The sequence below is a fragment of the Streptomyces sp. NPDC005799 genome (genome assembly GCF_040630525.1).
Lineage (GTDB): Bacteria > Actinomycetota > Actinomycetes > Streptomycetales > Streptomycetaceae > Streptomyces > Streptomyces griseorubiginosus_B.
The window spans coordinates 95,425-119,907 of record NZ_JBEXXQ010000034.1; the positions used below are offsets into that span (position 1 = coordinate 95,425).

24 protein-coding genes are annotated in these 24,483 nt (G+C 70.6%); 6 read left to right on the forward strand and 18 right to left on the reverse strand.

Features of this window, described 5'->3' with window-relative positions:
* Nucleotides 1-5: 5 nt before the first annotated feature.
* Both ABZ453_RS30165 and pyrR read right to left on the reverse strand, forming a co-directional pair.
* Nucleotides 6-983 carry an aspartate carbamoyltransferase catalytic subunit gene (locus ABZ453_RS30165; protein WP_356764484.1) on the reverse strand — a complete coding sequence of 326 codons (978 nt, stop codon included), beginning with the start codon at nt 981-983 and terminating at the stop codon, nt 6-8.
* 110 nt (nt 984-1,093) lie between these two features.
* Nucleotides 1,094-1,672 (reverse strand): bifunctional pyr operon transcriptional regulator/uracil phosphoribosyltransferase PyrR, encoded by a 579-nt coding sequence (gene pyrR, locus ABZ453_RS30170; protein ID WP_359019695.1) that lies wholly within the window; start codon nt 1,670-1,672, stop codon nt 1,094-1,096.
* Between the two features lie 254 nt (nt 1,673-1,926).
* Between pyrR and bldD the strand changes: the two genes are divergently transcribed.
* Entirely contained in the window at nt 1,927-2,430 is a 504-nt protein-coding gene (gene bldD / locus ABZ453_RS30175) for a transcriptional regulator BldD (protein WP_030166512.1), read from the forward strand.
* A gap of 164 nt (nt 2,431-2,594) precedes the next feature.
* On the opposite strand, the gene nusB is transcribed toward bldD, so the two are convergent.
* The 13 genes from nusB to ABZ453_RS30240 all read right to left on the reverse strand — a co-directional run bounded on the left by nusB (nt 2,595) and on the right by ABZ453_RS30240 (nt 15,371).
* Entirely contained in the window at nt 2,595-3,029 is a 435-nt protein-coding gene (nusB, locus tag ABZ453_RS30180; RefSeq protein ID WP_359019697.1) for a transcription antitermination factor NusB, read from the reverse strand.
* 2 nt (nt 3,030-3,031) lie between these two features.
* Nucleotides 3,032-3,598: an elongation factor P gene (efp, locus tag ABZ453_RS30185; protein ID WP_020117452.1), complete on the reverse strand. Its 567-nt coding sequence runs from the start codon at nt 3,596-3,598 to the stop codon at nt 3,032-3,034.
* A 52-nt stretch (nt 3,599-3,650) separates the two neighbouring features.
* The gene (locus tag ABZ453_RS30190) at nt 3,651-4,748 is read right to left on the reverse strand and encodes an aminopeptidase P family protein (protein ID WP_359019700.1); all 1,098 of its coding nucleotides are present in this window, start codon (nt 4,746-4,748) and stop codon (nt 3,651-3,653) included.
* Nucleotides 4,749-4,851: 103 nt separating this feature from the next.
* Complete coding sequence (locus ABZ453_RS30195; protein WP_359019702.1) at nt 4,852-5,709, reverse strand: Pro-rich N-terminal domain-containing protein; 858 nt, start codon at nt 5,707-5,709, stop codon at nt 4,852-4,854.
* Nucleotides 5,710-5,873: 164 nt separating this feature from the next.
* Nucleotides 5,874-6,965 carry a 3-dehydroquinate synthase gene (gene aroB, locus ABZ453_RS30200; protein ID WP_133044863.1) on the reverse strand — a complete coding sequence of 364 codons (1,092 nt, stop codon included), beginning with the start codon at nt 6,963-6,965 and terminating at the stop codon, nt 5,874-5,876.
* Nucleotides 6,962-7,477, reverse strand: coding sequence for a shikimate kinase (locus ABZ453_RS30205; protein WP_359019704.1), 516 nt, complete (start codon nt 7,475-7,477; stop codon nt 6,962-6,964). Before ABZ453_RS30205 ends, aroB begins: the two co-directional genes overlap by 4 nt.
* Nucleotides 7,474-8,658 (reverse strand): chorismate synthase, encoded by a 1,185-nt coding sequence (aroC, locus tag ABZ453_RS30210; protein WP_359019706.1) that lies wholly within the window; start codon nt 8,656-8,658, stop codon nt 7,474-7,476. The genes ABZ453_RS30205 and aroC overlap by 4 nt, the downstream gene beginning before the upstream one ends.
* Before the next feature lie 152 nt (nt 8,659-8,810).
* Nucleotides 8,811-9,626 carry a shikimate dehydrogenase gene (locus tag ABZ453_RS30215; RefSeq protein ID WP_359019708.1) on the reverse strand — a complete coding sequence of 272 codons (816 nt, stop codon included), beginning with the start codon at nt 9,624-9,626 and terminating at the stop codon, nt 8,811-8,813.
* Nucleotides 9,626-11,296, reverse strand: coding sequence for an endolytic transglycosylase MltG (mltG, locus tag ABZ453_RS30220; protein ID WP_359019710.1), 1,671 nt, complete (start codon nt 11,294-11,296; stop codon nt 9,626-9,628). Before mltG ends, ABZ453_RS30215 begins: the two co-directional genes overlap by 1 nt.
* A 129-nt stretch (nt 11,297-11,425) precedes the next feature.
* Nucleotides 11,426-11,890, reverse strand: coding sequence for a Holliday junction resolvase RuvX (ruvX, locus tag ABZ453_RS30225; RefSeq protein WP_133045038.1), 465 nt, complete (start codon nt 11,888-11,890; stop codon nt 11,426-11,428).
* Nucleotides 11,891-11,892: 2 nt separating this feature from the next.
* On the reverse strand, nt 11,893-14,565 hold the full coding sequence (alaS, locus tag ABZ453_RS30230; protein ID WP_359019712.1) for an alanine--tRNA ligase: 2,673 nt from the start codon (nt 14,563-14,565) through the stop codon (nt 11,893-11,895).
* Nucleotides 14,565-14,918, reverse strand: coding sequence for a hypothetical protein (locus tag ABZ453_RS30235; RefSeq protein ID WP_359019714.1), 354 nt, complete (start codon nt 14,916-14,918; stop codon nt 14,565-14,567). The genes alaS and ABZ453_RS30235 overlap by 1 nt, the downstream gene beginning before the upstream one ends.
* A 9-nt stretch (nt 14,919-14,927) precedes the next feature.
* Complete coding sequence (locus ABZ453_RS30240; RefSeq protein ID WP_359019716.1) at nt 14,928-15,371, reverse strand: DUF948 domain-containing protein; 444 nt, start codon at nt 15,369-15,371, stop codon at nt 14,928-14,930.
* Nucleotides 15,372-15,533: 162 nt separating this feature from the next.
* Here ABZ453_RS30240 and ABZ453_RS30245 point away from each other — a divergent pair, with 162 nt between their 5' ends.
* Nucleotides 15,534-17,687: an AAA family ATPase gene (locus ABZ453_RS30245; protein ID WP_359019718.1), complete on the forward strand. Its 2,154-nt coding sequence runs from the start codon at nt 15,534-15,536 to the stop codon at nt 17,685-17,687.
* Between the two features lie 24 nt (nt 17,688-17,711).
* Here ABZ453_RS30245 and rpsD read toward each other — a convergent pair whose 3' ends face one another.
* The 3 genes from rpsD to ABZ453_RS30260 form a co-directional block, all read right to left on the reverse strand.
* Nucleotides 17,712-18,326 carry a 30S ribosomal protein S4 gene (gene rpsD, locus ABZ453_RS30250; RefSeq protein WP_359019720.1) on the reverse strand — a complete coding sequence of 205 codons (615 nt, stop codon included), beginning with the start codon at nt 18,324-18,326 and terminating at the stop codon, nt 17,712-17,714.
* Nucleotides 18,327-18,623: 297 nt separating this feature from the next.
* The gene (locus ABZ453_RS30255) at nt 18,624-19,979 is read right to left on the reverse strand and encodes a replication-associated recombination protein A (RefSeq protein WP_359019722.1); all 1,356 of its coding nucleotides are present in this window, start codon (nt 19,977-19,979) and stop codon (nt 18,624-18,626) included.
* Nucleotides 19,980-20,022: 43 nt separating this feature from the next.
* Nucleotides 20,023-20,679, reverse strand: a complete 657-nt coding sequence (locus ABZ453_RS30260; protein ID WP_359019724.1) for a vitamin K epoxide reductase family protein — start codon at nt 20,677-20,679, stop codon at nt 20,023-20,025.
* A 145-nt stretch (nt 20,680-20,824) separates the two neighbouring features.
* Between ABZ453_RS30260 and ABZ453_RS30265 the strand changes: the two genes are divergently transcribed.
* Genes ABZ453_RS30265 through ABZ453_RS30280 form a run of 4 tightly spaced genes read left to right on the forward strand, consistent with a single transcriptional unit; the run spans nt 20,825 to nt 24,352 of the window.
* The gene (locus ABZ453_RS30265) at nt 20,825-21,691 is read left to right on the forward strand and encodes an ABC transporter ATP-binding protein (protein ID WP_359019726.1); all 867 of its coding nucleotides are present in this window, start codon (nt 20,825-20,827) and stop codon (nt 21,689-21,691) included.
* Nucleotides 21,688-22,533 (forward strand): ABC transporter permease, encoded by an 846-nt coding sequence (locus ABZ453_RS30270; RefSeq protein WP_359019728.1) that lies wholly within the window; start codon nt 21,688-21,690, stop codon nt 22,531-22,533. Before ABZ453_RS30265 ends, ABZ453_RS30270 begins: the two co-directional genes overlap by 4 nt.
* A complete protein-coding gene (locus tag ABZ453_RS30275) occupies nt 22,530-23,729 on the forward strand; it encodes a sensor histidine kinase (protein WP_359019737.1) in 1,200 nt (399 codons plus the stop codon). Before ABZ453_RS30270 ends, ABZ453_RS30275 begins: the two co-directional genes overlap by 4 nt.
* Nucleotides 23,726-24,352: a response regulator transcription factor gene (locus ABZ453_RS30280; RefSeq protein WP_359019730.1), complete on the forward strand. Its 627-nt coding sequence runs from the start codon at nt 23,726-23,728 to the stop codon at nt 24,350-24,352. Before ABZ453_RS30275 ends, ABZ453_RS30280 begins: the two co-directional genes overlap by 4 nt.
* Nucleotides 24,353-24,483: the final 131 nt, after the last annotated feature.

The window sequence follows — 24,483 nt, forward strand, 5'->3', positions numbered from 1 at the left end:
CTGTCTTACTTCTCCTCGATACGGGCGTGGGTGACGGCGGGCTCGGCGCCGCCGAGCAGCAGGTACAGGACGGCCATCCGGATGGAGACTCCGTTTGCGACCTGCTCGACGACGGTGCAGCGGTCGGAGTCGGCGACCTCGGCGGTGATCTCCATGCCGCGGACCATCGGACCGGGGTGCATCACGATGGCGTGCTCGGGCATCCGCGCCATGCGGTCGCCGTCGAGGCCGTAGCGCCGCGAGTACTCGCGCTCGGTCGGGAAGAAGGCCGCGTTCATGCGCTCGCGCTGGACCCGCAGCATCATCACCGCGTCGGACTTGGTGAGCGTGGAGTCGAGGTCGTACGACACCTCGCAGGGCCAGGTCTCGACGCCGACCGGCACCAGGGTGGGCGGGGCGACCAGGGTGACCTCGGCGCCGAGCGTGTGCAGCAGGTCGACGTTGGAGCGGGCGACCCGGCTGTGCAGGATGTCGCCGACGATGGTGATGCGCCGGCCGGACAGGTCCTGCCCGAGCCCGGCGTCCCGGCCGACGAGCCGACGGCGCATGGTGAACGCGTCCAGCAGGGCCTGGGTGGGGTGTTGGTGGGTGCCGTCGCCGGCGTTGATGACGGCCGCGTCGATCCAGCCGGAGTTGGCCAGGCGGTAGGGGGCGCCGGAGGCGCCGTGCCGGATGACCACGGCGTCGACGCCCATGGCCTCCAGGGTCTGGGCGGTGTCCTTCAGGGACTCGCCCTTGGAGACGCTGGAGCCCTTGGCGGAGAAGTTGATGACGTCGGCCGAGAGGCGCTTCTCGGCGGCTTCGAAGGAGATACGCGTGCGCGTGGAGTCCTCGAAGAAGAGGTTGACGATCGTACGGCCGCGCAGGGTCGGCAGTTTCTTGATCGGCCGGTCCGCGACCCGGGCCATCTCCTCGGCGGTGTCGAGGATCAGGACGGCGTCGTCGCGGGTGAGGTCGGCGGCCGAGATGAGATGACGCTGCATCTGTCAGGCTCCGTAAGGCAATTCGGGAAGGCGGGGGTGTGGGGGTGTCCCCACAGGGCACAGCCGGGCAAGCGGGTGCACGGCTCGGCGGTGGCCGAGCACCCGGATTGCTACTGCGCGGTCTGCTTCGCGCCGAGCAGGACGGTGTCGCGACCGTCCTCCTCGGCGAGCTGGACCTTGACCGTCTCCCGCAGCGACGTGGGGAGGTTCTTGCCGACGTAGTCGGCGCGGATGGGCAGTTCGCGGTGGCCCCGGTCGACCAGGACCGCCAGCTGCACCGCGCGCGGGCGCCCGACGTCGTTCAGGGCGTCGAGGGCGGCTCTGACGGTCCGGCCGGAGAACAGCACGTCGTCGACGAGGACGACCAGCTTGCCGTCGATGCCGTCACCGGGGATCTCGGTGCGGGCCAGCGCACGCGGCGGATGCATGCGCAGGTCGTCGCGGTACATGGTGATGTCGAGCGAACCGCACGGGATCTTGCGGTCGGTGATCTCCTCGAGCTTGGCGGCGAGCCGCTGGGCGAGGAAGACGCCTCGGGTCGGAATGCCGAGCAGCACCACGTCGTCGGCGCCCTTGGCGCGCTCGACGATCTCGTGGGCGATGCGGGTCAGTACCCGCGCGATGTCAGGGCCTTCGAGCACGGGCCGGGCATCGGACGCCGGAATCCCGGACGTGTCCTGCGTGTCCATACGAAACGGACCTCCTTCTCCGCCTCACGGGACGGACCTTAAAGGACGTCGGGTTTGCGCCATCAACGGTAGCAGGCCGCCACGACACGCCTGATCACCCCCCTGGCCCAGTCGGCCACCGCCACCACGGAAGAGTCGGGGTGGACCATTCGGCTTGACGCAGAAGAATCACGCTGCGTAACCTCACAGTGAGTTACCAGACGCGCGGCCGCGGAACCTCCGCAGCCGCGTCGACACAGTGTCCGGGGAGCTATATGTCCAGCGAATACGCCAAACAGCTCGGGGCCAAGCTCCGGGCCATCCGCACCCAGCAGGGCCTTTCCCTCCACGGTGTCGAGGAGAAGAGCCAGGGACGCTGGAAGGCGGTCGTGGTCGGTTCGTACGAGCGCGGTGACCGCGCGGTGACCGTACAGCGTCTTGCCGAACTGGCGGATTTCTATGGCGTTCCCGTTCAGGAGCTGCTGCCGGGCACCACGCCGGGCGGCGCGGCCGAGCCCCCGCCGAAGCTGGTCCTCGACCTGGAGCGGCTGGCCACCGTGCCGGCCGAGAAGGCGGGCCCCCTGCAGCGCTACGCGGCCACGATCCAGTCGCAGCGCGGTGACTACAACGGCAAGGTGCTCTCGATCCGCCAGGACGACCTGCGCACACTCGCCGTCATCTACGACCAGTCGCCCTCGGTCCTCACCGAGCAGCTGATCAGCTGGGGCGTGCTGGACGCCGACGCGCGTCGCGCGGTGGCCTCCCACGAGGAGGGCTGAGCCGCACGGCTCCTTAGCAGAAACGTGCCGCCGGGGTGGCCGGGACTTCATGGTTCCGGCCACCCCGGCGGCTTTGTCAGCCTCCCGGAGCCCGCTTCGGCCCCGGAACGCCAGGGGGCCCGCAGCAGTCACGCTGCGGGCCCCCTGGCGATGCCGTACCTCTGTTACGCCTCTTCGCGGCGCAGCGAGGGCTTGAGCTCCTTGAGCCGGCCCAGCAGGCCGTTGACGAACGCCGGCGACTCGTCCGTGGAGAACTCCTTGGCGAGCTGCACCATCTCGTCGAGGACCACGGCGTCCGGGACCTCGTCGACCCAGATCAGCTCGTAGGCGCCCAGGCGCAGGATGTTGCGGTCCACGACCGGCATGCGGTCCAGCGTCCAGCCGACCGAGTACTGCGCGATCAGCTCGTCGATCCGCTTCGTCTGCTTGGCGTAGCCCTCGACCAGCTGCATCGTGTACTCGCTCACCGGCGGCTGACGGGGGTCGTCCCGGGAAAGCCGGATCCAGTCCGCGAGGACCGTCAGGACGTCGACTCCGCGCTGGTCGCCCTCGAAGAGGATCTGGAAGGCGCGCTTGCGGGCCGTGTTGCGGGCGGCCACGGTTAGCTGTTCACCCGGCCGAGGTAGTCGCTGGTCCGGGTGTCGACCTTGATCTTCTCACCGGTGGTGATGAAGAGCGGGACCTGGATCTGGTGGCCGGTCTCCAGGGTGGCGGGCTTGGTGCCGCCGGTGGAGCGGTCGCCCTGCAGGCCCGGCTCGGTCTCCTGGACGACGAGTTCGACGGCGGCCGGCAGCTCGACGAAGAGCACCTCGCCCTCGTGCTGGGCGACGGTGGCGGTGAAGCCCTCGATGAGGAAGTTGGCGGCGTCGCCGACGGCCTTGCGGTCAACCATCAGCTGGTCGTAGGTCTCCATGTCCATGAAGACGAAGTACTCGCCGTCCATGTACGAGAACTGCATGTCGCGCTTGTCGACAGTGGCCGTCTCGACCTTGACGCCGGCGTTGAAGGTCTTGTCGACGACCTTGCCCGAGAGCACGTTCTTGAGCTTGGTGCGCACGAAGGCCGGGCCCTTGCCGGGCTTGACGTGCTGGAACTCGACGACGGACCAGAGCTGGCCGCCTTCGAGCTTGAGCACAAGGCCGTTCTTGAGGTCGTTCGTGGAAGCCACGGTTGCGGAATCTCCTGGACTGACGTGGACGACCCCGGCGCACGCACCTTGCCTATAGTGCGAGCAGCTCCTTGGTCGTGATGGTGAGTAGCTCGGGTCCGCCGTCCGCCTCGGGGCGGACGACGAGCGTGTCATCGATCCGGACGCCGCCCCGGCCCGGGAGGTGGACCCCCGGTTCGACGGTGACCGGCACGCAAGCGTCCAGTTTACCCATGGCTGAAGGGGCCAGCTGCGGGTCCTCGTCGATTTCGAGCCCGACACCGTGGCCGATCAGCGGGGGCAGGCCCTGGGTGTACCCCGCGGAGTCCAGTACCTGCCGAGCCGCCCGGTCCACGTCACGGTGGGCGGCTCCCGGCGCCAGCGCCTCGCGCCCGGCGCGCTGAGCGGCGAAGACGAGGTCGTAGAGCTGGATCTGCCAGTCGGCGGGCGAGGTGCCGATGACGAACGTGCGGCCGATCTCGCAGCGGTAGCCGCGGTAGGTCGCCCCGAGGCAGACGGAGAGGAAGTCGCCCTCCTCGACCCGGCGGTCGGTGGGGCGGTGGGCGCGACGGCCGGCGTTGGGGCCGGTGGCGACGGAGGTGGGGAACGCGGGGCCGTCGGCGCCGTGGTCGACGAGACGGCGTTCCAGTTCGAGGGCGAGGTGGCGTTCGGTGCGGCCGACGAGGATGGACTCCAGGAGTTCGCCCAGGGCCTGGTCGGCGATCTCGGCGCCGATGCGGAGGCAGGAGATCTCCTCCTCGTCCTTGACGACCCTGAGCTGCTCGACCGCGCCGCCGATGTCCGCGAGGCGGAGCCTCGGTACGACCGAGCGGAGTTCGCGGTGGCGGGCGACGGTGAGGTGGTGTTCCTCCAGGGCGAGGGAGTCGATGCCCTGTGCCTTCGCCAGACCGGCGGCGGCCACCGCCGGATCGCCGGGGCCGGGCAGGGCGTGGAGCCTGAGGTTGTCGTCGGGACGCCCGTCGGTCGCGCGCTCCTCGTAGGGGCGGACCAGGACGTCCTCGCTCCTGCCCAGCAGGAGGACGGCGCCCCGCGGGGCGGGGCCCGCGAGGTAGCGGACGTTGGCGGGGCGGGAGACGATCGCTGCCGCGTTGCCGGCGGCGTTGCACTGCTCCCTTAGCCGGTTTCGGCGGATCGCGTACATCTCTGACATGAGATGAGCGTAGGAGGGGTGGGCGATTTGTGCCGGTTGGGAGGGTGCCGTTCGGGGGACCGGGTGCCGGGGAGAGAGGCAGCGCATCGGCTCGTCCCCCGGTCTACCAGCTCGGGGGGCTCGCGATCGAGCGGGCGAGGACGTCGTCCAGGACCCGGGCCGTCTGGGGGATGTCCAGCTGGCTGTTGTCGATGATCGGCAGGCCCGAGCCGTACCAGCCCGCCATACGGCCGTGTATGCGGGCCACCTCCTCGTCGGTGAGGCGGCGGTTGCCCGAGCGTTCCGCGTTGCGTTCCAGGACGATCTCGAGGCCGGGGAGGAGGACGACCGGCAGGAGACCGGGGCCCACGTGGCGCTTCCAGCCGCCGAGGCCGACCACCGGGCGGTCGGGGAAGACGGCGTCGTCGAGAATGCAGGAGATGCCGTTGGCGAGGAAGTTGCGGGCGGCGAATCCGCAGGTGCGGCGGGCGAGCCGGTACTGCGCCTCGGAGTTGTCGTTCCAGCCGGACTGGGGGTTGGCGAAGCCCGAGCGGACCCATTCGCGGACGTCGTCGAGGCTGATGTGGGCCGTGGGCACGCGCCGGTGGTCGGCCCAGTACTTGGCGACGCTGGTCTTGCCTGCGCCCGCGGGCCCGATCAGCAGCACGGCGAGCGTCGTGCCGGTGGGGTCGGGGGCCGTCGCCGTGGTGGGCGGGGCGCTGGGTACGGCGACCGGGGCACCGGGGGGCAGTGGGACATGGCCCGTGGTGTCCGGCGGCGGTGGCGCGTGGTGCGGGGCCGGGGGGACCGGGGCCGCGGGTGCTCCGGGGAAGGCCCGGGCGGGGGGTGGCGGGGGAACGGGGGCCGAGCCCTGGTGCGGGCTCGGGTGGCCCGGGTGCTGTGCGGCCGGTGGCCGGCCGACGGCCGGTCCCTGCCCCGGCTGGTGGGGCGGCGGCAGCGGAGAACCCACTGCGTGCTGCATCCGGTGCCACTCCGTCTCGTCAGGCAAATTGGCGCTGGCAGCGGGGTGGCACCCCGCTCCCTACCGAACGGTACCGTCCCCGGCCGCCGTTTGGTGAACGGCCGGGGGCGGTGTGAAGTGCCCTTATGGGCAAGGCAGATCGGACGGATGGTGCGTGGGGAGACTTACTCGCCCACTTCGCCGTACGCGGCGAGCAGCACGGCCGGGTCGGGTCCCTCCAGGACGGTCGGCTTGGCGAGGCCGTCCAGGACGATGAAGCGCAAGAGGTCTCCGCGGGACTTCTTGTCGACCTTCATCGTCTCCAGCAGCTTGGGCCACTGGTCGTAGCGGTAGTGGAGGGGGAGGCCGACGGATTCCAGGATCGTACGGTGGCGATCCGCCGTCGCGTCGTCCAACCGGCCCGCCAGACGGCCGAGTTCGGCGGCGAAGTGCATGCCGACCGCGACCGCGGCACCGTGCCGCCACTTGTAGCGCTCGTTCTTCTCGATGGCGTGGCCGAGCGTGTGGCCGTAGTTGAGGATCTCCCTGAGACCCGCTTCCTTCAGGTCCGAGGAGACCACTTCGGCCTTGACGCGGATCGAGCGCTCGATGAGCTCGGCGGTGTGCGGGCCGGCCGGGGTGCGGGCGGCCTCCGGGTCGGACTCGATGAGCTCCAGGATCACCGGGTCGGCGATGAAGCCCGCCTTGATGATCTCGGCGAGTCCGGAGACGTAGTCGTTGACCGGGAGGGAGTCGAGGGCCGCCAGGTCGCACAGGACACCGGCCGGCGGGTGGAAGGCGCCCACCAGGTTCTTGCCCTCGGCGGTGTTGATGCCGGTCTTGCCGCCGACGGCCGCGTCCACCATCGCCAGGACGGTGGTGGGGACGGCGATCCAGCGCACACCGCGCAGCCAGCTCGCGGCGACGAATCCGGCCAGGTCGGTGGTCGAGCCGCCGCCCACGCCGACGATGACGTCGGTGCGGGTGAACCCGGACTGGCCGAGTGCCTTCCAGCAGTAGGCGGCGACCTCGGCGGTCTTGGCCTCCTCCGCGTTGGGCACCTGGATGGCGACGGCCTCGTAGCCCTGCTCGGCCAGGTCGGCGCGGAGCGCGTCACCGGTCTCGGCGAGCGCCTCGGGGTGGATCACGGCCACCCGCCTGGCCTTCTCCCCCACCAACCCGGCCAGCTCGCCCAGCAGTTGACGGCCCACCAGAACCTCGTACGGGTCGCTGCCCGCGCTCCCGCCGACCTGGATCCGGGTGACTGCCTCGCTCATGCTTCCTTCAACTCCAGTGCGTCCAGGGCGACTTGGGTGACTTCTTCGGGCGTGCGGCCATCGGTGGCCACCACCGCGGTGGCCACCTCCTCGTACAGATGCCGCCGGGCCTCCATCAGCTCACGCCACTGCTTGCGCGGGTTGACCGCGAGCAGCGGACGGGCCGCGTTCAACCCGGTGCGCTTGACCGCCTCCTCGACGTCCATCGAGAGGTAGACCACCCGCTGCCCGGCCAGCAGCGCGCGGGTGTCCGCGTCCAGGATCGAGCCGCCGCCCAGCGCCAGCACCCCCTCGTGCTCGCCGAGCGCCCGGTGCACGGCCGCCTTCTCGACCGCCCGGAAGACCGGCTCGCCCTCGTCGACGAAGATCTCCGCGATGCTGCGGCCCTGCTCGGCGACGATGTCGTCGTCCGTGTCCCGGTAGCCCACCCCGAGCCGCCCCGCGATCAGCTGCCCGACGGTGGACTTGCCCACGCCCATCGGACCGACCAGGACGAGAAGCGGCCCGCTCACCGGATGGCCAGGTTGTCGAGGTACGAGCGCACGTTGCGGCTGGTCTCGGCCACGCTGTCACCGCCGAACTTCTCCGCCACCGCGTCCGCCAGCACCAGCGCCACCATCGCCTCGGCGACGATACCGGCCGCCGGGACGGCCGAGACGTCGGACCGCTGGTGGTGCGCCTGCGTCGCCTCGCCGGTGGCCACGTCCACCGTCTTCAAAGCCCGCGGCACGGTCGCGATCGGCTTCATCGCCGCCCGTACCCGCAGCAGCTCACCGGTGGACAGACCGCCCTCGGTGCCGCCGGAACGGCCCGAGACACGCCGGATGCCCTCGGGCGTGCCCACGATCTCGTCGTGCGCCTTCGAACCCGGCACCCGCGCCAGCTCGAACCCGTCGCCCACCTCGACGCCCTTGATCGCCTGGATGCCCATCAGCGCACCCGCCAGCCGGGCGTCCAGCCGGCGGTCCCAGTGCACGTGCGAACCGAGACCGACCGGAACGCCGTAGGCCAGCACCTCCACCACACCGCCGAGGGTGTCGCCGTCCTTGTGGGCCTGGTCGACCTCCGCGACCATCGCCTTGGAGGTGTCCGCGTCCAGGCAGCGCAGCGGGTCGGCGTCCAGCTTCTCGACGTCGGCCGGGGTGGGGTAGGAACCCTGCGGGGCCTTCACCGAGCACAGCTCCACGACATGGGAGACGATCTCGATGCCGGCCGTCTCCTTCAGGTACGACCGGGCCACCGCGCCCAGCGCCACCCGGGCCGCGGTCTCCCGCGCCGAGGCGCGCTCCAGGATCGGTCGGGCCTCGTCGAAGCCGTACTTCTGCATGCCCGCCAGATCCGCGTGACCGGGCCGGGGACGGGTCAGCGGAGCGTTGCGGGCCAGCCCGGCGAGGATCTCGGGGTCGATGGGGTCGGCGGCCATGACCTGCTCCCACTTGGGCCACTCGGTGTTGCCCACCATGACCGCCACCGGCGAGCCGAGGGTCAGACCGTGCCGCACACCGCCGAGGAAGGTGACCTCGTCACGCTCGAACTTCATGCGCGCACCGCGTCCATAACCGAGCCGGCGCCGGGCCAGGTGGTCCGCCACCATCTCCGTGGTGATCGGCACGCCGGCGGGAAGACCCTCCAGCGTCGCCACGAGTGCGGGACCGTGGGACTCCCCCGCGGTCAGCCAGCGCAACCTGCTCAACGGTGCTCCTCAGTGCTCGCGCCCTGGTACTGCCGCGTACGCGCGTCCTCGCGTACGGCGACGGCGCGACCAGGTGCGCGGATCCGGCCCGCCACCTCCGATCCTCCCACGTCCCGGGGACGGCTCAGATCCGAGTCCGGCAGACGGACAGATCAGACCTGCCTGGCGGCCTCGCGCATCGCGGCCAGCGGAGAACGCGGGTCCCCGGTGAACTGGTGGAACTGGAAGACGGCCTGGTGCACCAGCAGATCGAGGCCGCTGAGCACCTGCCCGCCGTGGTCCCGCCAGGCGGCGGCGAGCGGGGTGGGCCAGGGGTCGTACAGGACGTCGAAGAGTGTGCCGACCCGGTCGGGGAGCGACGCGGCGAGCTGGTCGGTGCCTCCGGCGGGCGTCGTCGAGATCACCAGGGGCGCCTCCAAGGCCCGTACCGCCTCGGCCCAGTCCGCGGGGCGGACCTGCACACCGAGCCTGCTGCCCCACTGCCGCATCTCGTCGGCGCGCCGCTCGCTGCGCACGTACACGGTGACCTCGCCGCTGCACAGCCTGGCCAGGGCCGCGAGAGCCGAGGACGCGGTGGCCCCGGCGCCGAGAATGGCCGCCGACTCGACCTTCTCCACGCCCCGCTCCTCCAGGGCGGCGATCAGACCCGGGATGTCGGTGTTGTCGCCGGCCTTCCGCCCGTCCGGACGGAGGACCACGGTGTTCACGGCCTCCACCGAGGCCGCCGTGTCGGTGATCTCGTCCAGCAGCGGGATGACCGCGCGCTTGAGCGGCATGGTGAGTGACAGCCCGGCCCACTCGGGACCGAGCCCGCCGAGGAAACCGGGCAGTGCCGCCTCGTCGATCTCGAACCTGTCGTACGACCAGTCGTCCAGGCCCAGCGCCCGGTACGCCGCGGTGTGCAGCCGGGGCGACAGGGAGTGGGCGATGGGCGAGCCGAGCACGGCCGCCCGGTGGGGTGTTGCCATCAGTCCTTGTTCCTCGACGCGTTGAACTCCTGGACCAGCCTGTCGTGCTCGGCCAGCGTCTTGGTGAACTTGCTGGTCTTGCCGTCCAGGGAGATGAAGTAGTACCAGCCGTCGTGCGTCGGGTCGAGCGCGCCCTTGATCGCCTCCTCGCCGGGGTTGTCGATCGGGCCGGGCGGCAGTCCCTTGACGTAGTACGTGTTGTACGGGTTGTTGTACTTGCGCAGCTCGGCGATGCTCAGGTCGATCTTGCTCTGGTTCTTGACGTAGTTGTACGTCGAGTCGAACTCAAGCGAGCCGTAGGTCTCGGGGTTGCCGGGCTTGAGGCGGTTGTAGACGACCTCGGCCATCTTGCGGAAGTCGTCGTGGCTCGTGCCCTCGGCCTGTACCAGGCTCGCCACGGTGAGCAGCTGCCAGGGACTGTCGAGCCCGAGGCTCTTTGCCTTGGTCCGCAGGCCCAGTTCCTCGTACTTGTCGTTGGCCCGGGTGACCATGTCCTTCAGGACGGCCTCGGGCTTCTGGCCCTTCGTGGCCGCGTAGCTGGAGGGGTAGAGGAACCCTTCCAGCGGGTCCTTGAGGTTGGGGTGGTTCAGCGCCCAGGAGGGCAGGCCGAGCTTCTTGTAGTCGTTCTTGGCGACCTTCGCCGTCGTGCCTGCCGCCAAGCCCAGACGGGCGTCGAGCAGGGCGTAGACCTGGGAGTTGCGCAGGCCTTCGCGGATGATCAGATTGCTGCGGCTCTTCGGGCTGAGCATCAGTTCGACCGCGCTGGCGGCCGACATCTGCTTCTCGAGCGTGTAGACGCCGTCCTGGATCTTCTTGCCGTCGGGGTTCGACTGCTGCGCCGAGACGAAGGCGTCGACGCTCTTGACGACGCCGGCCTCCTTCAGCTTCTGCCCGATCACATAGCCGCCGGCACCCTTGGGGATGACGACCGTGACCTGGGCGCCGTCGCCCTGGCCCGCGTAGTCCGGCGCCGGGCCGAAACGATTTTGGTAGAACTGCCAGCCGAAATAGCCCACACCGGCGGCACCGCCGCCGAAGACCAGCACGATGACGAGACAGGCGACGCCGTTGCGGCTCTTCTTCTTCGGCTTCTTCCCGCCGCGGCCCTTGCGACCCTCACCCGGGTCGACGTCCTCGTCCTCCTCGTCCGCATCGCCGTCGCCGTCACCGGCGAAGAAGGCGTGTTCGCCCTGGTCGGGACCCGGGTCCCAGTCGGTCTGCGGCGGTTCGGGCTCGGCCTGGCGGCGGCTCGGCGGCTCGGGCGGCGGGTAGGCGTCCTGGGTGCCGTAGTAGTCGGAGTGCTCGCCGCCGTACCCGGCGGACGCCTGCTGGGCGTAGGGGTCCTGGGGGTCAGTGTACTGGACATGTGTATGTGCGCCCTGGCCCCAGGCCTGCTGGTCGTACGACTGCTGCTGTCCCTGACCCGCGTAGTACTGCTGGTCGTACTGCTGGTACTGCTGCGCCTGACCGTAGTGGGCCTGCTGGCCCTCGCCCCAGCCGCCGTCGTAGTACTGCTGCTGCTGCGGCTGCTCCGGATAATGCTGCGGCTGGCCGCCGTAGGGGGACTGCTGGCCCGCGTGGGCCTGCTGTCCACCCCATCCGTCGTCCCCGTACAACGGGTCCTCCGGATGCCACGGTTCGGAGCCTTGGCCCCGGCCATACTCAGTCATCAAACCCCTAGAGCCGCGAGGCGGGGCGATCACGTGGCCTTCGTCGGGCCCGCTCACCGTTCCGCCTCTTGCTGTGCACCGGCTGTTCGAATCAGCGGCGCAGTCGCGCGGAACGTTACCGTATCGCGATCAGATGACCACTTCGACGCCCTCGCCGGGTGCTTTACCTGACACCCGTTCGGATTCCAGGGCCTGCTGGAGGATGATCACAGCGGCTGCCTGGTCGATCACCGAGCGGCCCTTCTTGGCCTTCACCCCTGAGGCGCGCAGTCCCTGACTGGCCGTCACCGTGGTCATCCGCTCGTCGACGAGACGGACCGGGACGGGCTTGATGCCCTTGGCCAGCTCCTGGGCGAAGGCCCGAACCTTTACCGCGGCCGGTCCCTCGCCCCCCTTGAGGGAGCGCGGGAGTCCGACGACGACCTCGATCGGCTCGTACTCCTCGACCAGCTGACGCAGCCGGCGGTGGGCCGCCGGGACGTCACGGCCGGGGACGGTCTCCACCGGGGTGGCGAGGATCCCGTCGGGGTCGCAGGAGGCGACCCCGATCCGGGCGTCCCCGACGTCGATGGCGAGCCGTCGGCCTCGGCGCATGGTCACTTCGCCGTGTCCGTGACCAGCCGCTCGACCGCGTCGACGGCCTCGCCGATGGCGGCCGGGTTCTGGCCGCCGCCCTGGGCGACGTCCGGCTTGCCGCCACCGCCGCCGCCGAGGGTCTTGGCGGCGGTGCGCACCAGGTCACCGGCCTTCAGACCCCGCTCGCGGGCAGGTTCGTTGGTGGCGATGACCGTGAGCGGCTTGCCGTTGTTGACCGTGAAGAGGGCCACCACGGCGGCCCGTCCGCCCTGGATGCGGCCGCGGACGTCAAGGACCAGCTTGCGCAGGTCGTCGGGGGTCGTACCGTCCGGGACCTGCCCCGTGACGACGGCGATGCCGCGGATGTCCTTGGCGGACCCGGCGAGACCGGCGGCGGCCTGGAGCACCTTCTCGGCACGGAACTTCTCGATCTCCTTCTCGGCGTCCTTCAGCTTGCCGAGCATGGCGGAGACCTTCTCCGGAAGCTCCTCGGGACGGCCCTTGATCAGCTCCTGGAGCTGGGCGACGACCGTGTGCTCGCGGGCGAGGAAGTTGTAGGCGTCGACGCCGACCAGGGCCTCGATACGGCGGACACCGGAACCGATCGACGACTCGCCGAGCAGCTTCACCAGGCCCAGCTGGGAGGTGTTGTGGACGTGCGTGCCGCCGCACAGCTCCTTGGAGAAGTCGCCGATGGTCACCACGCGGACCCGCTCGCCGTACTTCTCGCCGAACTCGGCGATGGCACCCTGCTTCTTGGCTTCGTCGATGCCCATGATGTCGGCGCGGACGTCGAGGTCGCGGGCGAGGACCTCGTTGATCTTCTGCTCGACGTCGGTCATCACGGCCGTCGGGACGGCGGAGGGCGAGCCGAAGTCGAAGCGGAAGCGGCCGGGCTGGTTCTCGGAACCGGCCTGGGCGGCCGTCGGGCCGAGCGCGTCGCGCAGCGCCTGGTGGGTGAGGTGGGTGGCCGAGTGGGCGCGGGCGATGGCCGTGCGGCGGCGGGCGTCGATGGAGGCGTGGGCCTTCGCGCCGACCGTCACCTCGCCGACCTGGACGACGCCCTTGTGGACGTAGACGCCCGGAACCGGCTTCTGGGTGTCGCGGACCTCGATGACGGCACCGGAGTCGACCTTGATCCGGCCGGTGTCGCCGATCTGGCCGCCGCCCTCGGCGTAGAAGGGGGTGCGGTCCAGGACGATCTCGACCTCGTCGCCCTCGCTGGCGGCCGGGGAGGAGACGCCGTCGACGAGGATGCCGACGATCGTGGTCTCGCCCTCGGTGTCGCCGTAGCCGATGAAGTCGGTCTCGCCGGTCTTGTCGGCGATCTCGCGGTAGGCGCCGGCGCCGGCGTGCCCGGTCTTCTTGGCCTGGGCATCGGCCTTGGCGCGCTCCCGCTGCTCCTTCATCAGGCGGCGGAAGCCGTCCTCGTCCACGGAGAGGCCCTGTTCGGCGGCCATCTCCAGGGTGAGGTCGATCGGGAAGCCCCAGGTGTCGTGGAGCAGGAACGCCTTGTCACCGGCGAGGACGGTGCCACCGGCCTGCTTGGTCTCGGTGACGGCGGTGTCGAGGATGTTGGTGCCGGCCTTCAGCGTCTTGAGGAAGGCGTTCTCCTCGGCGAGGGCGACCTTCTCGATGCGCTCGCGGTCGGTGACCAGTTCCGGGTACTGCTGGCCCATCATGGCGATCACGGTGTCGACCAGGTCGAGCACGACCGGACCGGTGGCACCGAGCAGGCGCATGTTGCGGATGGCGCGGCGCATGATGCGGCGCAGGACGTAGCCGCGGCCCTCGTTGCCCGGGGTGACGCCGTCGCCGATGAGCATCACGGACGTACGCATGTGGTCGGTGACCACGCGCAGGGAGACGTCCGAGGCGTGGGCGTCGCCGTACGCGACACCGGTCAGCTCGGTGGCCTTCTTGATGACGGCCATGGAGGTGTCGATCTCGTACATGTTCTGCACGCCCTGCAGAATCATGGCGAGACGCTCCAGGCCGAGGCCCGTGTCGATGTTCTTGCTGGGGAGCTCGCCGAGGATCTCGAAGTTGTCCTTGCCGATGCCCTCGCCGCGCTCGTACTGCATGAAGACGAGGTTCCAGATCTCCACGTACCGCTCGTCGTTGACGGCGGGGCCGCCCTCGACGCCGAACTCGGGGCCGCGGTCGTAGTTGATCTCGGAACAGGGGCCACAGGGCCCGGGGACGCCCATGGACCAGTAGTTGTCCTTCATGCCGAGGCGCTGGATGCGCTCCTTCGGCACCCCGACGACCTCGTGCCAGATGCGCTCGGCCTCGTCGTCGTCCTTGTAGACGGTGATCCACAGACGGTCGGGTTCCAGGCCGTAACCGCCCTTGTCCTGGGGCGTGGTGAGCAGCTCCCAGGCGTACTTGATGGCGCCTTCCTTGAAGTAGTCGCCGAAGGAGAAGTTGCCGCACATCTGGAAGAAGGTGCCGTGCCGGGTGGTCTTGCCGACCTCCTCGATGTCCGGCGTGCGCACGCACTTCTGGACGCTGGTGGCGCGGGCGAAGGGCGGCTTGACCTCACCCAGGAAGTAGGGCTTGAAGGGCACCATGCCGGCCGGGACGAGGAGCAGAGTCGGGTCGTCCGCGATGAGCGACGCCGAAGGGACGACGGTGTGCCCGCGCTCCTCGAAGAAGCTCAGCCAGCGGCGGCGGATCTCGGCCGACTCCATCAGTGGTCCTCATTCCGGTTGTACGAGTACGTCTGGTACGTCGAACCGTCGACGTACTTCGGGTTGTTGCGGTTCTCGATGGCGGCGTACCGGCGGGGCGCGGGGAGCTCGGGGGCCGCGTTGATGCCGAGGGCCTCGCCCAGCTCCTCCTCCCGCCGGGCCATGTTGTCGCGGACCTCCAGCGCGAAGCCGACCGCGCGGTCCTTGATGCGGTGACCGGCCTCGAGCGCCTTGTTGGCCGCGCCGACCGCGAGGTTCTCGGGGGTCAGCTGCTTCAGCTTGCGGTTGACCTTGGTGGTGGCCCACACACCGGCGGCGACGCCCGTGCTGAACCAGAACGTACGGCGGAACATCGCTAGGTCTCAGTCCTTCTTCCGCTTGCCCCGCCGCGGCGCCGGCACGGTCCGGCCCACGATCACGGTACGCCAGGACTCCTTGGCGGGCACGTCCTCGCGGCGGGCTCCCAGGGCCCGGCGGACGCCATAGCCGAAGGCGGCGACCTTGACCAGGGGGCCGCCGAAGGTGGAGGCGACGGTGGTGGACAGGGCGGAGGCGTTGGAAGTGACCTCCTGGACGTCGGTGGCGATCGCGTCGACCCGGTCGATCTGGGTCTGCGCGGAGCGCACCGCCGCGGAGGCGTCGGCCAGCAGGGGGACGGCCTGGTCGGTCACGTCCGCCACCAGCTTGGTGGTCGCCCTGAGCGTCTGGGCCAGCCTCGCCAGCGCCACGGCGAGGAAGGAGACCAGGATCGCCCAGAACACGGCCACCAGGATCCCGGCCACCTCGCCACCGGACACCACGCGCACCCGCTCCCTGAACTTGCTCTGAACATCGGAACCATTGGAACAGCAGTGGACCGAGCCTATCGCGCCGGGCACGGCGCTCCGTACCGGATTCCGACGGGCGCGCTGCCGAGTTGCGCCCGGCGATTGTACGGACTGAACACGACTCAGTACGCTCCGTGTTCCATGCGGGATCATCAGTGCGGCGACAGCCCGGTCCTGGGCAATCTGCCCCTGGAGCTCGACGCGTTCGTGGGGCGTTCGGCCGAACTCGCCGGGCTCGCACGGGCGCTCGACTCCGCGCGTCTGGTGACGGTGACCGGCGCCGGCGGGGTCGGCAAGTCGCGGCTGGCGGCCCGGGCCGCTGCGCGGTGTGCGCCGCGTGACGGGGTGTGGCGGGCGGAGCTGGCGCCGGTGCGCGATCCGGAGTTCGTCGACCACGCGGTCGTGGAGGCGCTGGGCCTGACGGATCACACGACACGGCTGCCGCGCGAGACGCTGCTCGCCCATCTCGCCGAGCGCCAACTCCTCCTGGTTCTCGACGGGTTCGAGCATCTGGTGGAGGCGTGTGCGGAGCTGGCGGGCGAGTTGCTGCGCGAGGCGCCGGGGCTCAGGGTCCTGGCGGTGGGGCGCCGACCGCTGGCCGTGACGGGAGAGCAGGTGTTCCCGCTGGGGCCGCTCGGCGAGGACGAGGCGGTGGAGCTGTTCACCGAGCGTGCCGCCCTGCAGGGCGTGCGGGTCACGGACGAGCAGGACGTTCGCGCGCTGTGCCGGCGTCTCGACGGCATCCCGCTGGCGGTCGAGCTGGCGGCGGGGCGGCTGCGGGCACTGTCCCCGGGGCGGTTGCTGGAGCGGCTCGACGACCGGTTCCGGCTGCTGACCGGCGGCGGGCGGGACACACTCCCCCGGCACCGGACGCTGCGGCTGGCGATCGGCTGGAGCCATGAACTGTGCACACCGCGGGAGCGGTTGCTGTGGTCGCGGCTGTCGGTGTTCGCCGGCCGGTTCGACCTGGAAGCGGTCGAGTACGTGTGCGCGGGGCACGGTCTGGACGCCGACGACGTCCTCGACGTACTCACCGAGCTGCTCGCGCAGTCGGTGCTCGCACGCGAGGAGACGCCGGCCGGGGTGCGCTACCGGATGCTCGACACCGTGCGGGCGTACGGCGCCGAGTGGCTGGAGGCGAGCGGCGACGCGGCCCGGCTGCGGCGGCGGCACCGGGACTGGTACCTGGGGCTGGCGACCTGGTGCGAGCTGGACTGGTTCTCGCCGCGCCAGGCCGAGGTGGCCGCGCGGGTGGAGGCGGAGCTGCCGAATCTGCGCCGCGCGCTGGAGCACTGCCTGAGCGAGCCGGAGGAGGCGCATCTGGGCCAGTACCTCGCGGGCTCGCTGTGGTTCTGCTGGGCGGGCTGCGGGCGGCTGTCGGAGGGCCGGCACTGGCTGGAGCAGGTAGTCCGGATGGACTCGGGCCACGACCAGTCCCGGCTGAAGGCGCTGTGGGTGCTCGGCTATGTGGCGATCCTGCAGGGCGACACGGTGTCCGCGCTGGCCGCGCTCCAGGAATGCCGTGAGGAGGCGGAGCGCTCCGGCGACCCGACGGCGGTGGCCTACGCCGAGCACCGCACCGGCTGTCTGGCCCTGGTCACGGACGACATGGCCCGCGCGGAGACGCTGCTGCGCTCGGCGCTTGACCGCTACCACGAGATCGGCGAGCTCAACAGCAACGTGCTGATGGGCCAGGTCGAGCTGGCGATGACCCGCGCCTTCCAGGACGATCTGCCGGGCGCGGTGCGGTTGTGCGAGGACGTGCGCCGGGTGTGCGAGGACCACGGCGAGCGGTGGACCCGCTCCTACGCGCTGTTCGTCCTGGCGTACGCGGCCTGGGCCGACGGCGACCTCGCGCGGGCCCGCGCCCTGCTGACCGAGTGTCTGGGCAGCGCCCACGCCTTCCACGACCTGCTCGGCTCGGTGCTTGCGGTGGAGCTGCTGGCGCTGGTCACGGCGGTGGAGGGCGACGCCGCGGAGGCGGCGGTGCTGCAGGGGGCGGCGGGCCGGATGTGGCGGTCGGTGGGGCTGCCGCTGTTCGGCTCGGCGTACTACTACGCCCCGCACGAGCTGTGCGAGGCGACGGCCCGGGAGCGGCTGGGCGACGAGCGGTACGAGGAGTGCGTGGGCGAAGGGGCGCGACTGGTGTGGGAGGCGGCGGTGTCCCGGGCGACGGAGCGGCCGCTGGGCGCACTGCCCGCCCCGCGCGGACCGGTGCGGCACACGACAGCGGGCTCGCTGACGCAGCAGCCCGCCGCCTCCCGCGCCCACAAGGGCGGGGAGACGGCGGGCTGAGGTGGTGCTACGGCCTGCCGGTGATCAGCGGGCGTAGTACTCGACGACGAGCTGCTCGTCGCAGATGACCGGAACTTCCTTGCGGTTCGGCTCGCGGTCCAGGCGGAACGCCAGGGCCTTGAGGTTCACCTGCAGGTAGCGCGGGATCTCGCCGTCGGGGGCGAAGCCACCCTCACGGGCGATCTGGAAGAGGGTCTTCTCGCGGCTGCGCTCGCGGACCATCACGACGTCGTCGGGGCGGACGCGGAACGACGGCTTGTCGACCTTCTGGCCGTTGACCTCGATGTGGCCGTGAACGACCATCTGACGGGCCTGGTAGATCGTGCGGGCGATGCCCGAACGCAGCACCAGGGCGTCGAGACGGCGCTCGAGCTCCACGATCAGGGCCTCACCGGTCTTGCCCTGCACCTTGGAGGCACGCTCGTAGGCACGGACCAGCTGGCGCTCGGAGATGTCGTACTGCGCGCGCAGACGCTGCTTCTCCAGCAGACGGACCTTGTAGTCCGAGTTCTGCTTGCGGCCACGGCCGTGCTCACCCGGCGGGTAGGGGCGGGCCTCGAAGTACTTGACGGCCTTCGGGGTCAGCGCGATGCCGAGGGCACGCGACTTCTTGACCTTGGGGCGGGACTGGTTCGCCACTGTCTCTTTCTTCCTTCTGATATTCGGCTTGTCAGGGTTAGGGGAGGTCGCATCCGCAGCCGGGGAATCCCGCCTGGTCCGTTACGGACCGGGTGGGCAGCCGCTCCCCTGGTCTGGGCACATACGTGCAGCACGCGAGTGGCCCACCGACCGGTCCCGTCCTGCGACGAGTGATGGTGGGCTGCCCGCGACACCGTTCGACGGTGCGCGACGCTCCTGGAACCCGCTGGGGGTTCCGGCCGGCTGTCCCGCTCTGACTGCGCGGGACTCGGCACTCCGACGGATTCTACAGGGTGCTCAGGACCGCCTCCGACCCAGGTGCTTCCTGGTCCATTCGACGGCGTCCGCGTACCGTGCCTCGGCTCCGTGCCGGGTCGGGGTGTAGTACTCGCGGTCCTTGACGGTGTCCGGGGCGTACTGCTGCTCGGCGATGCCCTCGGGCAGGTCGTGCGGATAGACGTACCCCTGCGCGTGCCCGAGCTTGGCGGCGCCCTTGTAGTGCCCGTCACGCAAGTGCGGCGGCACCTGGCCCGCCAGCCCCTTGCGTACGTCGTCCAGGGCGGCGCCGATCGCGGTCGTCGCGGCGTTGGACTTCGGGGCCAGGGCGAGGGCGATGGTGGCGTGGCTGAGAGTGAGGGCGGCCTCGGGGAAGCCGATCATGGCGACGGCCTGGGCGGCGGCGACCGCGATCGGCAGCGCGTTCGGGTCGGCCAGGCCGATGTCCTCGCTCGCGGAGATCATCAGGCGGCGGGCGATGAACCGGGGGTCCTCGCCGGCCTCGATCATGCGGGCCAGGTAGTGCAGGGCGGCATCGACGTCCGAGCCCCTGATGGACTTGATGAGGGCGCTGGCGACGTCGTAGTGCTGGTCGCCGTCGCGGTCGTACTTGACGGCCGCCCGGTCGACGACCTCCTCCAGGGTCGTCAGCGCGATCTCCGTCTCGCCCTTGTCCAGGGCGGCCCCCGCGGCGGCCTCCAGGGCGGTCAGGGCGCGCCGGGCGTCGCCGCCGGCGATGCGCAGGAGATGGTCCTCGGTGTCCTCGTGGAGGGTGACGACGTCCTTCAGGCCGCGCTCGTCGCCGAGCGCCCGCTTGAGCAGGCCCCGGATGTCGTCGTCGGTGAGCGGTTCGAGGGTGAGCAGCAGGGAGCGGGACAGCAGCGGGGAGATCACCGAGAAGTACGGGTTCTCGGTGGTGGCCGCGATCAGGGTGACCCAGCGGTTCTCGACCGCGGGGAGCAGGGAGTCCTGCTGGGCCTTGCTGAAGCGGTGGATCTCGTCCAGGAAGAGGACGGTCTCCTTGCCGTATCCCCCGGTGGCGCGGCGGGCGCCGTCGATGACGGCGCGGACCTCCTTGACGCCCGCGGTGATCGCCGAGAGCTCGACGAAGCGCTTGTCGGTGGCCTTGGAGACGACGTACGCCAGAGTCGTCTTACCGGTGCCGGGCGGGCCCCAGAGGATCACCGAGGACGGTCCGGCCGGGCCGCCCGCGCCCTCGCCGACCAGGCGGCGCAGGGGTGAGCCGGGCTTGAGCAGGTGCTGCTGGCCCACCACCTCGTCGAGGGTGCGCGGGCGCATCCGTACCGCCAGGGGGCTTCCTGCCGGATCCTTCTCCTGGCGTTCTTCTGCGGCGGCGGTGAACAGGTCGGGCTCCACGCTGAAACCCTAAATCACGGCACTGACAACGCGGCCGGCGATGTCAGCTGGTCCAGAAGTCCCACCAGCGCGTGAGGACCAGCATGCCGATGATGCCGATGTGCAGCACGGGCATGACCCAGGTGAACTCGCCGAAGAAGCTCTTCAGCCAGCGGGGGGTCGGCAGGAAGTCGTTACGGATGTTGAAGGAGGTGACGTACCAGAACATGGTGATCGTGGCGACCCAGGCCAGCGAGCACCACAGGCACAGCGCGTTGATCCGGTACAGGGACTGGAACTGCAGCCAGGTGCAGAAGCCCACGCCGAAGAGCGTGCCGAAGTTGAAGGTCAGCCAGTACCAGCGGGGGAAGCGGGCGCGGGCCAGCAGGCTCATGCCGACGCAGATGACGATGCCGTAGCAGACCAGGCCGAGCATCGGGTTGGGGAACCCGAAGGCGGCGGCCTGCTTGGACTCCATGACGCTGCCGCAGGAGACGACCGGGTTGAGGCTGCAGCCCGGGGTGAAGGTCTTGCCCTCGACCTTGGCCTCGAGAAGCTTGAACTTGTCGATCGTGATGACCCACGCGGCCAGCAGGCCGGCCGCCCCGGTGATGATCAGCAGCAGGGCGAAGGCGCGGCTGCCGCCGAGCGTGCGCGCCCCGGGGGCCGCGCTGTTCGGCTCGGGCTCGGTGGAGACGTCTTTGACTGTGGTCTTGCTCATCACGTCGATTCCGTCTGCTGAGGAGGGGGACGTTCTTCGGGCAGGGGCCATTGTGCCGCACCGCGGCCCCTGTCCACCGTTCGGTGGACATAAGGAAGTACGCACGGTCGTCCCCGTGCGTTCGGTTCCGGACGATGCTCGACGCATGACAGCACACGCGTACGAACTCGCGGTGGATGTCCGGGGGCTGCGCAAGCGGTACGGGGACGTCACCGCGGTGGACGGCGTCGATCTCGGCATCCGGCGCGGTGAGGTGTTCGGCCTGCTCGGACCCAATGGCGCGGGCAAGAGCACGACGGTGGAGATCCTCCAGGGCAACCGCTCCCGGGACGGGGGCGAGGTGTCGGTGCTCGGTTCGGATCCGGAGGCCTCCACGCGCGCGTGGAGGTCCCGTGTGGGAATCGTCTGGCAGGACGAATCGGCGCCCGCGGAGTTGACGGTCCGCGAGACCGTACGGCACTTCGCCCGCTACTACCCGAGTCCGCGCGACCCTGAGGAGGTCATCCGCCTGGTGGGTCTGGAGGCGAAGGCGGACAGCCGGATCAAGGCGCTCTCGGGCGGTCAGCGCCGACGGCTGGACGTGGCGCTGGGCGTGATCGGCGACCCCGAACTGCTGCTTCTGGACGAGCCGACGACCGGCTTCGACCCGGCGGCCCGGCGGCAGTTCTGGGACCTGATCAGGCTGCTCGCCGAGGAGGGCACCACCATCCTGTTGACCACGCACTATCTGGAGGAGGCGGAGGCGCTCGCCGACCGGCTCGCGATCGTCTCGCGCGGCCGGGTCGTCGCCGAGGGCGAACCGGCCGCCCTGAGGGGGCGCCACGGCACGGAGGCCACCGTCGAGTGGACCGAGCCGGACGGCGTCACGCGCACCGAGCGCACGCACACGCCGACCCGGACGGTCGCCGAACTGACGCACCGCTTCGACGGCGAGATCCCGGGCCTCAGGGTGACCCGCCCCACGCTGGAGGACGTCTACCTCCGGCTGACCGGACAGGAGGACGCGCGATGACGACGACCACCGTACGGAGCCGGACCGAGGCGCCCGCGGAGCGGCTGCCCGGGGCGTGGGGTCTGGGCATGCGGCGCGGCGGGCTGGAGATCAGGCAGTTCTTCCGGCAGCGCGACCAGGTGGTGTTCTCCTTCTGCTTCCCGGTCGTCTTCCTGTTCCTGTTCGCGTCGATCTTCCGCGACGGCGTGCCCGGCACCGGGGTCGACGCCTCGCAGCTGTACGTGCCCGCGATGATGGCCTCCGGCATCATGTCGACGAGTTTCCAGTCCCTGGGCATCTCGATCGCCGTCGAACGGGACGAGAAGGTGCTGCGCCGGCTGGGCGGGACGCCGATGCCGCCGTCCGCCTACTTCCTGGGCAAGATCTGGCTGGTGCTGTTCACGGGTGTGGTGGAGACGGCGATCCTGCTGCTCGTCGGCACCACCCTGTACGACGTCGATCTGCCCACCGACGCCTCCCGGTGGTTCGACTTCGCCTGGATCTTCGTGCTGGGCCTGACCGGGTGCGCGCTGCTCGGCATCGCGATCAGCTCGGTGCCCAGGTCGGCGAAGAGCGCCAGCTCGGTGGTCGTCCTGCCGTTCCTGGTGCTGCAGTTCATCTCCGGGGTGTACATCTCCATCGACACCCTTCCGGACTGGATGCTGAACATCGGTGCCCTGTTCCCGCTGAAGTGGCTGTGCCAGGGGCTGCGGGGCGTGTTCCTGCCGGACTCCGCGAAGGTCCTGGAACAGGCGGGGAGTTGGGAGTTCGGGAAGGTCGCGCTGGTGCTGGCCGCCTGGTCCGTCGGAGGATTGGTGCTGTGTCTGCTGACGTTCCGCTGGAAGGACCGGCGCACGGGATGACCCTGCCGGGTGCCGCGCCCGAGGCGCACGCCTGGGACCGCTCGGTCCGGCTCTGGGATCTGTACTTCGCCCTCGCCTGGGTGGCCACGGCCGCCTTCGTGCTGGGCGCGGCGCAGCAGAGCTGGACCGTGCGACTGGTCGCGGTCGGGCTGCTCGTCCCGCTGGTGCCGCTGTACGTGGGGGTGGGCCGGGCGCTGATCCAGGAGGATCCGCCGGAGCAGGGGCGGGCGCTGCGCTATCTGGCCGCGGCGATGGCGCTGTTCCTGCCGTCGGCGATCCTGGTCGACGAGACGCGGCTGGTGGCGTTCGCGCTGATCCCGCAGTGCTTCATGACCCTGCGCATGCGCTGGGCCCTGGTCACCGTGTCCTTCATCAACCTGGCGCCGGTGGTGGGCTGGGCCCTGCTGCGGCGGCCGAGCGGCGAACAGGTCTTCTCCAACTTCCTGTTCTCCGGGATGATGCTGGTCTTCTCGATCGTGATCGGCAGCTGGATCATCCGCATCATCGAACAGAGCGTGGAGCGGGCCGAGTTGATCGCCGGGCTGGACGCCAGCCGGCACGAGGTCTCCCGGCTGTCGGCCGCCCATGGCGCCCTGGCCGAGCGGGAGCGCATGGCCCGGGAGATCCACGACACCCTCGCGCAGGGCTTCACCAGTCTGCTGATGCTGATCCAGGCGGTGGAGGCCGAACTCGACCACGACCTTCCGCAGGCCCGCCGCCACCTCGCCCTGATGGACGAGACCGCCCGGCAGAACCTCGCCGAGGCCCGTGCCCTCGTCGCCGGGACCGCCCCCGCCGACCTCGACGGCGCGTCCCTGCCGGACGCCCTCAGCCGCCTCGCCGCCCGCCACGCGGCGACGCTGGTGGTGACCGGTCCGGTACGGCCGCTGCCGGCCGGCCCCGAGGTCGTCGCGCTGCGCTCCTGCCAGGAGGCCCTCGCCAACGCCCGTAAGCACGCCGGGAGTTCGGCGATGGTGAGTATCGCGCTGACCTATGCCGACGACACCCTGACCCTCTCCGTGCGGGACGACGGCCGCGGATTCGAACCCGGCACGCCGTGCGCCGGCTACGGCCTGGCGGGGCTGCGCGCCCGGGCCACCGAGGTCGGCGGCAGCGCACGGATCCGCAGCACACCGGGGGACGGCACGACGGTGACGGTCAGCCTGCCCATCTCGCCCGTGAGGAGCGCTCGATGATCCGGATCGTCCTCGCCGACGACCATCCCGTCGTACGGGAGGGTCTGCGGGCGATGCTCAGCGCCGAGCCGGATCTGGAGGTGGTCGCCGACGCGGCGAACGGGCCGCGGGCGGAGGCGCTGGCGGCGGAACTGCGGCCCGACATCGTCCTGATGGACCTGCGGATGCCCGGCGGCGGGGGCGTCGACTCGATCGTGCGGATGGGCGAGGCGGATCTGCCGTGCCGGGTGATCGTCCTGACGACGTACGAGACGGACCGGGACATCCTGCGCGCGGTCGAGGCGGGCGCGGCGGGCTATCTGCTCAAGGACATGCCGCGCGCCGAACTGGCGGAGGCGATACGGGCGGCGGCGCGCGGCGAGACGGTCCTCGCCCCGTCGGTGGCGGCCCGCCTGGTGGACCAGCTCCGCGCCAGGCCGGAGCGCCCCCGGCTCTCGGAACGGGAGACGTCCGTGCTGCGGCTGGTCGCGGAGGGCTGCACGAACGCGGAGATCGGCCGACGCCTGTTCATCGGCGAGTCGACGGTGAAGACCCATCTGCTGCGCGCCTTCGGCAAACTCGGCGTCACCGACCGCACAGCCGCCGTCACCCACGCAATCCGCCACGGCCTCCTCGACCAATGACAGACACCACCACCCACCCAAGAAGACGGAGACCGACCCCGTTACCTTCTAGACGGCCCCGATCTTGGGGCTCCCGGCCTTCTGGCCCGGCATGACTATGTCCCCCTGTCGCCCATGACCCGGGGGGTGGT